The 16492-nt window shown below is 38.4% G+C and carries 15 protein-coding genes; 3 read left to right on the forward strand and 12 right to left on the reverse strand.

Going from position 1 to position 16492, the window contains the following annotated elements:
- The 4 genes from H4J56_RS13630 to fabB all read right to left on the reverse strand — a co-directional run.
- Nucleotides 1-1017, reverse strand: a 1017-nt coding sequence (locus H4J56_RS13630) for a FimV/HubP family polar landmark protein (protein WP_182259472.1), incomplete at its 3' end; no start/stop codon positions are given.
- Nucleotides 1018-1258: 241 nt separating this feature from the next.
- A complete protein-coding gene (locus H4J56_RS13635; protein WP_070374286.1) occupies nt 1259-2278 on the reverse strand; it encodes an aspartate-semialdehyde dehydrogenase in 1020 nt (339 codons plus the stop codon).
- 50 nt (nt 2279-2328) lie between these two features.
- Entirely contained in the window at nt 2329-3462 is a 1134-nt protein-coding gene (locus H4J56_RS13640) for a 4-phosphoerythronate dehydrogenase (protein ID WP_182213998.1), read from the reverse strand.
- A gap of 203 nt (nt 3463-3665) precedes the next feature.
- Nucleotides 3666-4877, reverse strand: a complete 1212-nt coding sequence (fabB, locus tag H4J56_RS13645) for a beta-ketoacyl-ACP synthase I (protein ID WP_070374288.1) — start codon at nt 4875-4877, stop codon at nt 3666-3668.
- Between the two features lie 176 nt (nt 4878-5053).
- Between fabB and mnmC the strand changes: the two genes are divergently transcribed.
- Nucleotides 5054-6346, forward strand: a complete 1293-nt coding sequence (gene mnmC, locus H4J56_RS13650) for an FAD-dependent 5-carboxymethylaminomethyl-2-thiouridine(34) oxidoreductase MnmC (protein WP_310733840.1) — start codon at nt 5054-5056, stop codon at nt 6344-6346.
- 22 nt (nt 6347-6368) lie between these two features.
- Here mnmC and H4J56_RS13655 read toward each other — a convergent pair whose 3' ends face one another.
- The 3 genes from H4J56_RS13655 to H4J56_RS13665 form a co-directional block, all read right to left on the reverse strand.
- Entirely contained in the window at nt 6369-6662 is a 294-nt protein-coding gene (locus tag H4J56_RS13655) for a YfcL family protein (protein ID WP_070374290.1), read from the reverse strand.
- A 64-nt stretch (nt 6663-6726) separates the two neighbouring features.
- Complete coding sequence (locus H4J56_RS13660; RefSeq protein ID WP_182214003.1) at nt 6727-7863, reverse strand: ATP-NAD kinase family protein; 1137 nt, start codon at nt 7861-7863, stop codon at nt 6727-6729.
- Complete coding sequence (locus tag H4J56_RS13665; RefSeq protein ID WP_182230841.1) at nt 7856-8422, reverse strand: elongation factor P hydroxylase; 567 nt, start codon at nt 8420-8422, stop codon at nt 7856-7858. Before H4J56_RS13665 ends, H4J56_RS13660 begins: the two co-directional genes overlap by 8 nt.
- 315 nt (nt 8423-8737) lie before the next feature.
- On the opposite strand from H4J56_RS13665, the gene H4J56_RS13670 reads away from it, so the two are divergent.
- Complete coding sequence (locus H4J56_RS13670) at nt 8738-9442, forward strand: LuxR C-terminal-related transcriptional regulator (RefSeq protein WP_182214007.1); 705 nt, start codon at nt 8738-8740, stop codon at nt 9440-9442.
- Nucleotides 9443-9519: 77 nt separating this feature from the next.
- Here H4J56_RS13670 and H4J56_RS13675 read toward each other — a convergent pair whose 3' ends face one another.
- Genes H4J56_RS13675 through H4J56_RS13690 form a run of 4 tightly spaced genes read right to left on the reverse strand, consistent with a single transcriptional unit; the run spans nt 9520 to nt 12648 of the window.
- Nucleotides 9520-10305 (reverse strand): CsgG/HfaB family protein, encoded by a 786-nt coding sequence (locus tag H4J56_RS13675; RefSeq protein WP_182214008.1) that lies wholly within the window; start codon nt 10303-10305, stop codon nt 9520-9522.
- Between the two features lie 3 nt (nt 10306-10308).
- On the reverse strand, nt 10309-10725 hold the full coding sequence (locus H4J56_RS13680) for a curli assembly protein CsgF (protein ID WP_182222895.1): 417 nt from the start codon (nt 10723-10725) through the stop codon (nt 10309-10311).
- A gap of 17 nt (nt 10726-10742) precedes the next feature.
- Nucleotides 10743-11147 (reverse strand): curli production assembly/transport protein CsgE, encoded by a 405-nt coding sequence (locus tag H4J56_RS13685; protein WP_259366432.1) that lies wholly within the window; start codon nt 11145-11147, stop codon nt 10743-10745.
- Between the two features lie 46 nt (nt 11148-11193).
- Nucleotides 11194-12648, reverse strand: a complete 1455-nt coding sequence (locus tag H4J56_RS13690) for a curlin (RefSeq protein WP_182251589.1) — start codon at nt 12646-12648, stop codon at nt 11194-11196.
- A gap of 765 nt (nt 12649-13413) precedes the next feature.
- Between H4J56_RS13690 and H4J56_RS13695 the strand changes: the two genes are divergently transcribed.
- Complete coding sequence (locus tag H4J56_RS13695; protein WP_182259473.1) at nt 13414-15909, forward strand: S8 family serine peptidase; 2496 nt, start codon at nt 13414-13416, stop codon at nt 15907-15909.
- A 243-nt stretch (nt 15910-16152) separates the two neighbouring features.
- Here the strand turns inward: H4J56_RS13695 and H4J56_RS13700 are convergent, their stop codons facing one another.
- A complete protein-coding gene (locus H4J56_RS13700) occupies nt 16153-16485 on the reverse strand; it encodes a Na+/H+ antiporter subunit G (RefSeq protein WP_070374293.1) in 333 nt (110 codons plus the stop codon).
- Nucleotides 16486-16492 lie beyond the last annotated feature (7 nt).

Here is a 16492-nt window from a genome sequence, read left to right on the forward strand (position 1 = left end):
AAGCGATAATTCATCATCAAGTGAAAGTTCGTTATCTAAAGCAGCAAGAGGTGCTTCAGCTGTGTCTGCTGGTTTGGCTTTTTCTTGAGCAACAGCTTTTGATTTTTTAGGCTTAGCTACAGCTTCAGTTTCTCCACCTTTTTGACGGCGCAAGAACCAAAATACAAGACTCAAGACAAAAAATGCTGGTAGCGTTGACATTAAGATCTGAAACCAAAGCTGCGAGGTTATGCCTTCATTTTCAAGTTCAGCTTTTTGCTTCTCTAATAATAACGCTTGCTCACTCGCTTCTGCCATTTTCAATAGTTCTTGCTGAAGTGACATGATCAGTGCTAATTGAGCGTTTTGTTTTTCATCTTCTATAGTTGAAGCTTCTTTAAAAACATTCAGCTGCTGATTCACCGTTGATATTTTTTCATCAACAACTGCATTTTCTTTAAGAATAGCCTGCAAGCCATCAATTGAATCTAAAACATCATTTTGGATAGTTTCTAAACGAACGGTTTGCTTAGAGTTTATTTCTTCAAGCTGTGCATTGATTTCTTTTTTAGTCGCGTCTAAATCTTCCTTTTTAATGGCAAGTTCAGCAGGAGGAACAATTTTTTTCTTAACAGTTTTAGCAACTTTCTTTTGCCATGTTTTATCATCAGAGGTTGACTTACTTTTTGCCGCAAGAGGATTTATGGCACGCATCTCACTAACAGACGGCAATTTTAAGTACTGGCCATTGTTAAGATGGTTTAAGTTATTTTCTTTAAATGCTTGCGGATTTTTTTGATATAACGCCTGCATTACTTGATAAACAGACAAAGTAGGGTCTGGACGAACTTTTAAAGCAATGTTCCACAGGGTATCTTTTGAGGTAATAGGCCCGTATTGATCGTACGGAAACATATCCGTCGCCTTGGGGCCCCGAATACGAATACCGCCTTCTTCAAAGGCGAACAAAGAAACACTATACGTGGTAATGCTTATAAATATTACCTGCCACAGGCACAGGCGTAATAATCGATGCATCAAGTTTTCCTAATTATTTTTATTTACTGCCAATTGTTTGGCACTTCAAGCCTAGAGAAAGTAAAGCAAATTTTATTCCAACCCTACACCTGCTGTTTATATCATAGCAAGTTAATACACATTTTTTTAGTAATAATGAAACAAAAAACTCGTCGTTAACTATAACGACGAGTTTTGATTTTTCTTTAATAAATCTTAAGGTTAACTCAACTTTAACGCTAACTCATTTATTAAAGGGATGTTATGAAAGGTAGTCTTTAACCAATAATTCAGCAATTTGTACACTGTTTGTTGCCGCACCTTTACGTACATTGTCAGCAACAACCCACATATTGATCCCACAACTATGACTAATATCTTCACGAATACGACCAACATAAGTGGCATCTTTTCCGCTTGCATCGCCTATCTGTGTTGGGAAGTCTTCGTCATTACGACAAACAACAATACCTTCAGCTTGCTCAAGCAAATCTTTAACTTCTTCTGCTGAAATCGGTGATCCCGTTTCAATATGTAAGGCTTCACCGTGACCAAAGAATACCGGCACACGAACCGCGGTTGGATTAACAAGAACGTTTTCATCGCCTAGAATTTTTTTCGTTTCCCAGACCATTTTCATTTCTTCTTTGGTATAACCATTATCCATAAAGACATCAATTTGCGGGATAACATTAAAAGCGATTTGACGAGGAAAATGTTTAGTCTCAACAGGTTTTCCGCTTAACAAGTCTGCAGTCTGCTTAGCTAATTCGTCCATTGCTGCTTTACCACCACCAGAAACTGATTGATAAGTAGAAACATTAATACGATTAATACCAACAGCATCATAGATAGGTTTTAGCGCGACCATCATTTGAATAGTTGAACAATTAGGGTTAGCAATAATATTACGGTTTCTATAATCAGCTAATGCACTTGGGTTAACTTCAGGAACGATTAGCGGAATATCTGCGTCGTATCTAAACTCAGAAGTATTGTCTATAACAATACACCCTGCTTCACCAGCAATAGGAGCAAACTTAGCTGAAATTGAGCCACCCGCAGAGAAAAAGCCAATTTGCGCTTGACTAAAATCAAAATGGTCAGCATCGAGTACTTCAATACTTTGACCATTAAAGTCAATAAATTCACCTGCTGAACGAGCACTCGCCAACGGGTATAATTTATTGATTGGAAAATCACGTTCTTCTAATATTTCAATGATGGTTTTACCCACCAAACCTGTAGCGCCTAATACGCAGACATCAAATTTCTGTGCCATGTCACTCTCTCTTTGCTTTGAAGATTAGTACTTTATATACGTTAAATAAGTTACTTTTTAAGAAAACCAAGATGATGTGGCACATCACTCTTGGCTTGATTTGTCATGCTTACTTTAACCGCAGAAAACTCCCTGCGAGCCGGATAAGTTTTCCGAATGTGGTCAAAGCCATGACTTAAAATTGTTTCTCTGAAAATTCCATCATCACGACGTACATCGTAAACCATTTTTACGAGCTGGTTTAGTAGTATTTGCTCGAACGGTTGATTAATTTCAACTTCGGTTATTGAGGCGCGTGGTAAAAAATCACTTAGGTGCTTTTCTATCGGTATATTCAGTTGTTGACATAATGCCTGATAGAGCATTTCTGTACCACGTGCTTTTCCTTCTAAGCTATAACCTGCAATGTGCGCAGAAGATATTTCAGTGTAGGCAATAAGTTCATGTAATATATTAGGTTCATTTTCCCAAACATCTAAAACAACTTTCAAACCATGCCCTTGTTTTTTAAGCGCCAGTAACGATTTATTATCGATAACTTCACCGCGACAGGCGTTAATAAGAATTTGCTTTTCGTGCAGTTGCTTTAAACGTTTTTCATTGAGTAAGTGAAAAGTTGGCTGTTCGCCATTTTCAATGATGGGAACATGCAGTGAAATGACATCACAAGCTAAAACATCATCAAGTGATGAGTAATGGCGTTGGTCTTTAGTATTATTTGTCTGTTTTGCGGCGAGTAGTGGATCGCAAATTAAATACTTAATACCCAGTGCCGATAATTTTTCACTTAAACGAGTACCGGTATTACCCCCACCAACAATACCTACGGTTAACGAGAACAAATCAATTAAGTAACGTTCGGCTAAGACAACCAAGGCACTGATCACATATTCTGCAACAGAAATAGCGTTACAGCCTGGCGCTGCGGTAAAAGTAATGCCCCGTTCAGTTAAATAACTCTGATCAATATGGTCAACACCGATTGTTGCCGTACCAACAAACTGACAAGTTGAATTGCTTGCTAATAGCGCTTGGTTAACCTTAGTAATCGAGCGCACTAATAAAACATCCGCACTTTTGACCTGTTGAGCGGTTAACTCACGACCAACAAATGGGTGTAATTCACCTAGGTCGCCAAAGAACTCTTCAGCAAAAGGCATGTTTTCATCGTAAAAAATCTTCATGGTTTATAAACCTAAAGTCATTATTGATCTGATGAGGGTTATTGTATCTTAAATGCAAAAAAGCCACTATAAAGTGGCTTTTTAAATAACAAAATAATACTGAGTCTTTTAGATGTAACCAAACAGAAAAACGCGGTTAATTATATTCAAAGCGTATTTCTGATTTAGTTAAACACTAAATGACAAGGTATCGTTGTTTGTCATTATTTATATTTTTTCATCACTAAAGTAGCGTTAGTGCCACCAAAGCCAAAGCTGTTAGACATAATCAAATTAAGTTCAACATCACGTTTTTCAGTAACAATATCTAGGCCTTGCGCTTTTTCATCTAAGTTATCAACATTGATAGACGGAGCAACAAAACTGTTTTCCATCATCAGTAATGAATAAATAGCTTCATGAACACCCGCCGCGCCGAGTGCATGACCCGTCATTGCTTTGGTTGCACTAATTGCCGGTGAATCTTTACCAAACAATTCTTGAATTGCGCCAAGCTCTTTAACATCACCAACAGGTGTAGAAGTACCGTGAGTATTTAAATAATCAACTTTGCCTTCAACACCTTGCATGGCTTGTTGCATACAACGTACTGCGCCTTCACCACTTGGAGCGACCATATCGTAACCGTCAGAAGTTGCGCCATAGCCAACAATTTCAGCATAGATATGTGCACCACGAGCCAAAGCGTGTTCAAGTTCTTCAACAACAACCATACCGCCGCCGCCTGAAATAACGAAACCGTCACGGTCAGCGTCATAAGTACGTGAAGCAAGTTCTGGCGTATCATTACGACCCGCAGATAAAGCGCCCATACCGTCAAACATCATCGCTAGAGACCAATGAACTTCTTCACCACCGCCAGCAAAAACAATGTCTTGCTTGCCCAGTTGAATAAGTTCCATGGCGTTACCAATACAGTGTGCACTCGTTGCACACGCAGAGCTGATTGAATAGTTAACACCTTTAATTTTAAAAGGTGTTGCTAAACAAGCTGAAACGGTACTGCCCATAGTTTTAGGCACAGCATAAGGGCCAACACGGCGAATACCGCGATTACGGAGTGTATCCGTGGTAATAACAATATTTTCTGAAGACGCGCCGCCTGAGCCAGCAACAATACCGGTACGAACATTTGATACTTGGTCTTCAGTTAGTTTGGCATCATTAATGGCTTGTTCCATAGCGATGTAAGCATAACCTGCTGCATCACCCATAAAACGAAATGCTTTGCGATCAATATGATCTTTAGGCTCAATCGTGGGCTTACCCCAAACATGACTTTTTAAACCAGCTTCTGCAAAGCTTTCAGATTTACTAATACCTGAACGGCCTGCTTTAAGAGATGATAAAACTTCTTCCGCATTGTTACCGATACTCGATACAATGCCTAATCCGGTGATCACTACACGTTTCATTTGAATAACCATTTAAAAATTGAAAAATCAGGCATATCATACAGAAATTTGCCCACAAACTGGTCTGCTCAGTGTACACGTGTACACTGGTTTTTACAATTTTATGACAGACACATTTAATTCACGTTAAAATACTATCTTTAGCGCTTGAAAACCAATGGATTTAATAAATACTTGTGATTAAACAACAAAAAAATTTAAATACGCCGCTTGAAAGAAAAGGCTATCAAATTAGACCCATTATTAAGCAACCCGAAAGTGTTGCCATTATTGGTGGTGGCATTGCTGCTGCCTGTGTTGCTTATGCATTGACTCAAAAAAATATAAAAGTAACACTTTATTGTAAAGATAAAGAAATTGCCCAAGGCGCTTCGAGTAATCATGTCGGTGCGTTATTTCCACTCATTCATCAACAAGTTGATGACATTAGCTTGTTTTACCAACAGGCATTTTGGCATGCACTAAAATGCTATAAAGACTTACACAGCAAAGGGTTTGTTTTTAGTCATGATTGGTGTGGCTTACTTGAAATTTCCTACAAAACAGCTTTAGAAAAAAGACAAAAAATTTTCGAGCAAACCAACCCTTGGTCAAAAGAATTAATTACCAGTATAAATGCAGAGCAAGCATCACTATTAGCCGGTATTACACTTGAACACGGGGGGTTGTTTATGCCCAGCGCTGGCTGGATAGCGCCCGGTGAATTAGTTCAACAGCTATTTAATGCAGCACAGCAAACTCAGCAGTTGTCGATAAAAAATCAAGTAAATATTACCGCACTTAACCAGCAAGACGACAAGAGTTGGCAGCTAACAACAAGCAAAGGCACAATAAATGAAAAAGTTGTTATTTTTTGCGGCGGTGCTGAATCTATTAAACTCAATATTATTGATGAATTACCACTGAGTTCTGTGCGTGGTCAAATAACGAATATGGCAACGAACGAGCAGATCAAAAACTTATCTACCGTTATTTGCCACAAAGGTTATCTAACACCTGCACACCAGCAACAACATTGCATCGGCGCGACATTTGAAAAGGACAGTTTCGATATTGTGGCAACAGATGCTGGCGATCAATATAATTTAACCATGTTAGAAAAGTGCCTGCCTAAATTAGTATCATGGCGCGAACAAGACGTTACCTCGAGTAAAGCTCGTTTACGCTGTATGACACCAGATCACTTACCTGTTGTGGGCGCTATGCCTGATATAGCCCAGCATAAAAGCAACTATGCCCATTTAGCAAAAGATAAAAACTGGCGTTATCAAGAACCTGCACCTGTGATTAAAAATCTATACGTACTTACCGGCTTGGGTGCTAGGGGCTTATGTACAGCGCCGCTATTAGCCGATATTTTGACTGCTGATTTAACGGGTGGCGAATATCCTGTTGGCAGACAAGAACTTTTTAACTTATCACCCAACAGGTTTGTTATTCGCGATATTATTCGTCGTAAATATTTATAGTCTTTAATAAAGGCTGTTATGACTAAACCGATACAAATGATTGTTTAAGGTCTAGCCAATAGTCTTGTACTATTTTTCTATCTTGCGGGCTCAATTCGGTACGGGCTGCTTGCAATTTTTCATCGATACTTAGCGCAAGTTCTTGAGAGAGTGCTTGCGACTCATCACCAAATTCAATAACAGATAAACTGATAAAGCCGCGTAAATAGCTGCTGGCAAATAATTGGTCATCACTGTTATCTTGATCAAATAAATTATCTAAATATAGATAAAGGGCAGCAATATTTTCAAACGATTTTTTTTCTTCAATTGACATAATTCTACTTACTGTTAAGTTTTAAAAAATTTATGATTAGTTGTAAACATAGATTGAAAGCCCATTATTGTGGACTTGCTACCGGGTATAATACTTGATCATTGTATCCTGTTATTACCGGTAAATACCCTGAAAGCTCGATATCTAAATCACTATCACCGGTATCAGCAATTAAGGGTCTTGATGCTAATGCTGTTAATTTCGCTTTTGTCGCTATAATTAAAATATTATCTTTGCCGATGGCGCGGACCACTCGTGGACTGAGCTGTTGATTACCTCGACCAAATATATGACCTTGTCCACCAATTAACGTGATCACCAACTTAATTGTTTTATTATCGGCTTTCGCTAAGGTTATCGCTTGCCATAATTGCGGCTCGGTTACATCACTGGCAATTAAGTGTTGCTGTTCAACCAGATCAACGCCCAGTAAAGTATTATCTAGCGCCAACTCTTCCATTAAAAAAGCGGTGGTTGAGCCTGAGCCAATCACAAAAAGCTCATCATCCATTTCATTAATAACATGAGCAGCAATGTCTTGCAGCACTAGCTCATCAAGTTCTTTGCCACCAGATTTAACCGCTTGAACATAGCGTAACTCAGCCGGAATTTGCATTTCGCCATAGCGTTTTGCTTTAACAATACCTTCTCGAAATAACGATTCGTCGATATCCATAACATCAGCTTCGGTAAGGGTAACTAACTGATTAGTCAGCATCATCTCTACTACCCGCCCCGCAGCTTTTGGCGTAACGGCATAGACACCTGAGTGAATTTTACAGCCCGCAGGAATACCTAGCACAGGAAATTTGTCGCCAACAATTTTACAAACATTGCGGGCAGTGCCATCACCACCAGCAAATAATAATATATCTACGTGCTCTGCTAACAAGGCTTTTACAGTATTTTCAGTGTCTTCTGCCGTGGTATGTTCAGGCTTATCGGTTTGAAAAACAACTTGGGTTTTAAAACCAAGTGCCTGAGCGGCCATCTCTCCCATAAGATCATTAGCACAATAAACGATAATGTCATCTCGATAAGGTAGAAGTATTGACAGTGCTAAGCTTGCTCGCTGATTTGCTTTTGCGGTAGCTCCAAGCGCTAGGGCTTGTTCTGCAATGCCATCTCCATCGCTTCCTTTCAAAGCAACACTGCCGCCAATGCCAGCAATAGGATTGATAATAAAACCAAGTTTAAACATGAGTAACAGTCTCTGAGTGATTAAATGTTGCGTTGGCAGAAAATTGGGTGATATTCAAAGGCAACGATACGTTATAAAAATTAGCCAGTGCGTCAATAAATGCTTGAGCGCGAACAGGAAACCCTTGATGCAAATATTGTTGCACTTGCTGAAAAACATTTTCTTTAAAAGTAATAGTATCGGCAGCCGCACCATTGAGGTTGTCAGCTGAAACATTAAATTTTTTCCCTGCTGCCACACTAAAAGCCCACTCAATTGCTTGTGGTTTAATTTCAACCCGTTCAAATGTTTTCTGTTGCTCCGCATCTCTACCATCAGGCATATACCAATAACCAAAATCTTCTAATAACCGACGTGCTTTTCCAGCCACACACCAATGTGATACTTCATGTAAAGCACTGGCATAAAAACCATGAGCAAAAATAATTTGATGATAGTCACAGGCATTACTTGCCGGACTATACAAAGGTTCGTCGTCGCCTTTGATCAAACGAGTATTGGTGCTGGAACTAAATGTGTCATTAAAGATTTGAATTAAATCTTGGTAGGGTTCTGGCATTTTTATATTCTGGCATATAGGTAAAAAATAGACGAGGTATTCTAACCAAAAGTCATTCGGCTTGCACTGGCTATTTTAGCTAAATAAAGCATTTAGATAATGAAATTAAATGACGGTAATTGGATACTTTTCAAGGGTAATTTTTTAATTATAAATGTTTATTCTTTTATAACGACATTGCGCTTTTTATTTGTTATGTTGATGTAACAAATGCAAAATTATTGTTAAGTAGACACAAGGTATCTGTGTAATTTCTTATCGGTTAAATAAGCATAAAAAGGATTGAATATTACATGGATAGGGAATTAGTTAACTATGGATCCAATAAATGGACTTAAGCTCAAAGCCTTCTTTTTAACAAATAGTGTAGTAAGTAATATTGCAAAAAATGAAGTTCACCACTCTACCCTACAGTTTACCGACCTAGTTAAAACCTGTGGTATTGATATCACGTTAGCAGAAACCTTACCTAATAATGAGCTAATAACAGTTTTTGATTTGATTTTTATTGATTTACAATTCTATATTTTGACAGATAATATTCCAATGGAAATACAGCAACTTACCTCTAGAGTACGGGTTGTTTTTTTTAATGCTACCGATAATTTATGTGATGAAAAGCAACTGTTGATATCGAGCATTGCTGGGATATTTTATCAAGGTGAACGCATTGACATTATTTTGCGTGGTATTACAAGATTACAAAAAAATGAGCGATGGTTTAAACGAAAAACCATGAATAGTGCGCTCAGTGAGTTACTTGTTAAAGTGAGTAAATTAAATCAACTCCCTGCAAATCAACAGCAACAATCAATAAGCTTACCCAGCCTGACACGACGTGAGAATACCATCATTGGTTTAGTTTCTCGTGGTGCAAAAAATCAAGAAATTGCTGATCAGCTTCACATTAGTCCCAATACAGTAAAAACGCATCTTTATAGTATTTTTAGAAAAACCCAATCAAGAAATCGTATTGAACTGATCAGTCGGACACAGGATTATCTCTTTACTGCGAATTAATATCATCAGCCCTAAATATGATACAAACTAAAAGGCCAGTGATTAATCACTGGCCTTTTAGTTGTTGCGAACAACGATTAAACGTCAGCACGCCATACATTTCGTGCGATGCCTTTAATGACTAATTCAGTGATCGCTTTTTCAATCGCTTGTTGCACACAAACATGCATAGGTTCGTTATCACTATAACCGCCTTCCATTTCAGCTAAACGTTTAAAACTGATATAACGGAAAAATCCAGCGCGTACTTCTTGGCTCAGCACTTTTTTACTGGTAGATACCGACACAAGCACTTGCCCAGTGCGCACATCAACCGCACGCATATAAACGGTGATCTGATCTTCACGATATAGCTCTGAAGCACCAATGCCAAAATATTCAGCACCAAAGCCTCCAGTTTTAGTATTGGAGTCATAACTGATAATACCGCCTTCAAGCAGTATTTTAGCGGTGGTCAATGGGGGTAATTCTATATTTTCTGTCGCTTTGTTTGCTTGATTAGCTGCGCGGGTAATTTTTCGTTCAGTTAATACATTTTGTAAACCTTCACGCTCTACCGGTAAAAACCAATCAGAGTCACTTAACGCCTGCATCAAAATAGAGGTAGCGCCTTGAGTTACCGCAGTAGAGAATGAACTGACATTAGCTTGCGGTTTGTATTGTCCTGTTTGGTCTCGATAAGCATACACTGAAACGGCTATTGGTCCTTTAGGTTTAGGTAAAGCCTTTAGTTCTTTAAAACTTTCTAACGGCATCATTTTTGTTGCTAATGACTGCTTAGGAGGAAATAAATTACTCGCTGAATCCAATACACTACAGGCCGATAACAGGCCAACTAGGGTCACGATTATAATTTTTTTCATGGTTTATCCAAACTTCGGTATTTCAATTATAGTTATTTTACCTGTTAATAAATCAGTGATTTCGATAGTAATGCTGTCACTGTTAGCAGATAAAATATCAATTTGATAATCGCCACTAAAAAAAGTGGTATCGCCTTCATTATTAAATACCGCACTTTCACCTAAAACAGTGTCTTTATATTGACTGACAATATCGCTAATTGTTGCCCGTTCAATAGCATCTGATACTTTTTCTTCAAAGCTTTTTTTACTCTGTTCGGCTTTATGTTTATTTTGTGCTTGTGCTTTACTTAACAAAAAGCTGCCGTTTAATGCACTACCACCAAAGCTTGGATTAATGGGTGTATAAACTAATTCTGAGCTCATTGCGTAAGCGCTTAAGCTAAGGTGAATCGCTAAAGCTAATATTAATTTTTTCATCGCTACTTTCCTTATGACTAAAAACCATTCCCAGCCATATCAATATTATTTCGACTATATTGAGGCTGCGACATTGCATCGATTAATATAAATATCGCTTGCTCTACTTTTTCTTTGACCGGTGATTGGCGTCGCCCAAAGTAAGTGACATAAATAATACGACGGTTAAGCACTAAACTAAGCTTAGTGCCTGCTCTGGGTACAATTTGTTCTATTATTTGAACATTTATACCTTGCGTGTTTGGTACGTCATGCCATAACTGACTAAATTTAAAGTAAAAATCATGTCCTAAACGACTCTTGGTATTATCAAGGAGTAACCCCCCTATTTCGACTTCACTAGACGCATGGCTAGAAGGCGAAAATAACGATAAAAGGATGATCAAGATTAAAGATATATATTTAAGCATATTAAGAGACATAAAAAGGGGCCTGTGGCCCCTTATCCAAATTTAGATTAACAAGTCATTACTGCTGTACAATGACCGCAGAATTCCAATCACCCATTTGCGTGATAGAAACTACGCCAGAATCACTAATAAAAGATCCCTCAACAACGTTGCCATTACCCACTTGGCTTATGTTAAATGCAATATTGTCGCCGCCAATAAGCATAGCGCCGCCATCAGTTCCATAGATTAAGTTTTCATCACCTATTTGTTCGATACCAATTTCGTGGTTACTGCCTTCAACTAGAATATCTAATGAGTTTAATTCGCCGTTTTGAGCAATATCTATGGTATTCGCATTACTACTAAGAATAGTACTTAACACCACTACCGCGTCATTAGCAAAACCCGTTTGAGCGATTGAAATTTCATTTTCGCTTGTGGTCAAGACATTGTCATCAGCTGAAGCTTCTAAAACAGCAACATTTTCGTCGCCAGATTGCATCACGTCAATGTTATTGTTATTACCATTAAAGTTAACAACGTGGCTTTCATTTAAGTTACCCATTTGAACAGAAGTGTATTCATTATTAGTACCAATAGCGCCAATATAACTGCTGTTACTATCGCCTACTTGTATATAGTTAAAGTCGTTTTCATCACCAATAACATCAAAGCTAGCCGTATTTCCATCACCGTTTTGCATGATGTCAGTGGTGTTAGCATTACCGATATAAAGTCCTGACTCAGCGATATTGTTATCACCTTCTTGATCGATAGCAATTTCGTTTTCATCACCAGCAACTGATGCGATAGTAACCTGATTTCGAGCGCCGTCTTGCTCTATTTCAAGTTCGTTTGCATCACCTTCAATCGCTGATACCCTTGTCACATTCCAATAACCATCTTGAGTGCTTTCAACAGTATTGCTGTCACCGGTAATAGTGGTGAGGTAAGTTTCATTCCATTCGCCATCTTGGACAATATCGATAGTGTTATCGGCTCCGGTTAGTTCACTATTGATAGCCCAATGACCGCCGTCACCTTGATCTACAGTGATTTCGTTGCCGTCACCCACAACCTCATTAACAACACGATTACCAATACCCAAATAACCAGCGCCCAGCTGACTTACTTCAACAAGGTTATTATCACCGGTAACGTTATTTTCTGTTTCGTTGATATCACCATCTTGATCAACGTACAGTTCATTATTGTTACCAATAAAGGTACCAACAGCTAAGTTCTCGGCGCCTATTTGCATGATCTCTGCGATGTTGCCTTCACCGATCACAGTAAAGCCAGTACCATTGACATCACCCTCTTGAAAAATAGTCGTTTCATTACCTAAATCAGTACCTACCGTAGAGCTTTGTGACAACATAATCACATTCCCTAGTGCATTGACCATCAGATCGGATTGAATAACAACCGTACTTGTAACTTCCTTGGTATCTTCACCGGCAAAAGCCGTTTGATTTAAACCTAGTGCCATAACAATGGCGCAAGTGATTAATGATTTATTAAGTTTCAAAATATATCCCTATTTTTTATTTTTTATTTGAGTACACAATTTACTCACAATGTTTTTAATGGATAAGAAGCTTGTTGTCTTACCTGTATTGGCGTTTTGTATTCCCATAACTGTTTAACAATAATAACGAACAGTACCAAAATAATAATTTTAAACTTAATTTCAATAAGTTAACCCTAAAAAAAGTTATATACCTTACAGTATTTAACCAGCCTGGCTTATTGACATAATCGCTAATTTGATAAATATCACCTTAGCGTTTAAAACGATAAAAAATGGTAAATAAGCACTTTGAATACGTTTCTAATTAAAACCATAAGAAACCCAAACAAAAACTCTATTCGTTTTACTTCGTTGCATTAAAAACTGTACGTTGTTTAGTAACAAATATATATCACCCTATTTTACCATTCCAATAAAAACATTAAAAAACAATAAGATAAACAACAACCCCAAGTTAAATATACGTTAAAACTTTGTTAAAACATAAGTACTAACAAAAAAGGACTAGTTAATAACTTCTCAGATTAAATACAGAAAAAGTAGTAAAAAAGTCGTAAAAAATCTCAAAAAAATCTAGCTAAAGTAATGAAAAAGTCGTGTTTGTTACATTTTAATAGTCACACCTCTATTTTTATGATTAAAGTAATAAGGTTGCGTAAACCCATAGCTAGAAATATTTAGAAAGAAAGGAATTCAGCCTAATAATTATCTGTAGGCTACACATAATTTAATTAACGATTAAAAATAAACATGGAGCAAAACATGAAAGCAAAATTATCAGCTTTAACATTGGCGTTACTGCCTTTGTTCGCTAATGCATCACTAGACCTTAGCTCGAAAGAAGGTCTTACTTATAAATCAGACTCAGTGATTGTTGTCTATAAAGATAGCGCATCTAAATTTGACCGTCGTGCTGCCCGCAGCATAGTGCGAGCTAAAATTTCTGATTTAAACAATGACGAAATTGATGATAAATATCGCAACTTGAAAAAAGGCCGTATCGCGAAATTTACCCTTGATAATATTTCAGTCAAAAGTGCACTTGAAAAACTCCGTAAAAACCCAGCTGTCTTATATGCTGAACCTGATTATATTGTTCATGCAAGCGTAACACCTGACGATAGTAGCTTCGCTGACCTTTGGGGCATGAATAATACCGGTCAAGGTGGTGGTGTTGCCGATGCAGATATCGATGCTCCTGAAGCATGGGATATATCTACGGGTAGTCATGATGTGATCATTGGTGTTATTGATACCGGTGTTGATCATACACACCCTGATTTAATGGCGAATGTTTGGACTAACCCGGCAGAAATATCGGGTGACGGTATTGATAACGATGGCAATGGTTTTATCGATGATATGCATGGTATCAATGCGATTACCGGTGTGGGTGATCCTATGGATGACGCAGGTCATGGTAGTCATGTTTCAGGTACGATTGGAGCAACAGGCAACAATGGGCTAGGTGTAGTTGGTGTTAACCACAATGTATCTATTATAGGTTGTAAATTCCTTAGTGCATCTGGTTCTGGTAGCCTTTCTGACGCATTAACCTGTATTGATTACTTCGTTGATTTAAAAAATAATGGCATAAACGTGCGTGCTACTAATAACAGTTGGGGCGGAGGCGGATTTAGCCAAGCACTTTCTGATGCAATTACTTCGTCTGAAGAAGCTAACATTTTGTTTGTTGCCGCCGCAGGTAACGATGCATACGACAACGATGCGCAAAGCAGCTATCCTTCTGGCTACCCGCATGATTCAGTCTTAGCCGTAGCAAGTACAACGCGTACTGATAGTATGTCTAGTTTTTCACAGTGGGGCTTAACCACTGTTGATTTAGGTGCTCCAGGCTCTGATATTTTATCAACAGTACCCGGTGGTGGCTACGCATCATATTCAGGCACTTCGATGGCGACGCCACATGTTACCGGTGCGGCAGCATTAGCCTGGTCAGTAAACCCTGAACTGAATGCGATTGAAATGAAAGCACTCTTAATGAGCTCTGGTGATGATAACGCTGCACTTGCAGGTAAAACAGTATCAGGAAAACGCTTGAACGTTAATAATGCACTAAACGATGCGGATCCAACACCTGGTTTTACGCTTGCAGCAACACCAGGTTCAAACACTATTGAAGCTGGCGAAACAGCAACTTACAGCTTTAATGTTGGTTCTGTTGCCGATTGGAACGGTGAAGTTAGCTTAACTTTAGATGGCTCACTTGCTGGTGCAACATTATCAACAGATACTGCAACGCCAGGTGCAACATTTGAACTGAGTGTACCAACAACAGCGGAAACACAGTGGGGTGAATATACTTTTGTGGTAACGGGAACAAGTGATGATTTAGTTAAAGCATCTACTGTTCGCTTAATGGTTAATCCACAAGGGTTGAACGAGTTTACTTACACGAATGATGAGGTTATTAGTATTCCTGATAACAATGCAGAAGGTATTTCTTCAACCATTAATGTTGCAGATGAACTTACCGTTTTTGCTTCTGATATTTATGTAAATATTACTCATACGTGGATTGGCGACTTAACCGTCATGTTAACATCTCCTTCAGGGACTACTGCACCACTGCACAGTGCATCAGGTGGCGGCGACGATAACATTGATAGTACCTTTAGCTCTTCAGCTTTCAACGGCGAAGTAGCCACGGGTGACTGGATATTAAGTGTTGCTGATAATGCAGCGGCAGATACCGGTACATTAAACAACTGGGCACTGACTATTACTGGTATTGGTGAAACACTTCCTAGCGCACCACAAGCGAGCTTTACTTATCAAGCAGACGGTCTAACCGCTACGTTTACGGATAGCAGCACTGATAGAAATGACGATATGGTTAGCTGGGATTGGAGCTTCGGTGACGGTGCTATATCGAGCGCACAAAACCCTGTACATACTTTCGCTGCAACGGGTAACTATGAAGTTACACTTACCGTTACAGATAGCGAAGGTTTAAACACTACAGAAAATATGCTGGTCACTGTTTCATCAGTAAGTATTGAAGCCGCGGTTAAACGTGCATACAAGTCTCGTTTAGGTCGCTTACGTGTTGATATTACTTGGGAAGGTACTTCAGCAGATAGTGTAGATATTTTCCGTAATGGTGTAAAAATTGATACGGTAGAAAATGCGGGTATTTACCGTGACCGTGAACGTCGCACAACAGGTAGCCAATTCGTGTATCAAATTTGTGATGCGTCAACAGCATGTTCAAATGAAGTAACCGTTAACTTCTAAGCTTCATTTAACAGAAGATGACTAGGCAATAAAACGCCAGATAATAGTTATAACACCGATATATTAAGTAGTAGATACTGATGTTCTAGCTAGCTAAAAATCCCTAACAATTAAAACAGTTAGGGATTTTTTATTTTAATAAGGTGTTGATATTCAGTTAAATAATGTAAAAAAACACTGAGCATCAAGACGGTCAGTGTTTTATATTTAACAGATACTTTATTGAGTTAACGCTAGAAAAGATTAAACATCATCTTCAATGTTATCTATGCCTTTTGTGCGTTCTATACTCTCAAGCTTGTGATGAATCGCCGCTTTAATCATCATATAGGCACTGATGGGTGCAGTAAGTAATAAAAATAGCGAGATCAGTATTTCTTTTACACTAAACCCTGTATGAGTGGTACTAAAAAAGATCATCGCAGCAGTTAACAAGGATGCCATGCCAAGTGTTGTAGCTTTAGTGGGTCCATGAAGTCGCATAAAAAAATCTGGCATTTTTACTAAGCCAATAGAGCCAACGAGTACAAAAGAGCCGCCAATTAATAATAATATTGAAATAATCCATTCTGCCATAACTTAC

The sequence above is a fragment of the Colwellia sp. BRX8-4 genome (assembly GCF_014077345.1).
Lineage (GTDB): Bacteria > Pseudomonadota > Gammaproteobacteria > Enterobacterales > Alteromonadaceae > Colwellia_A.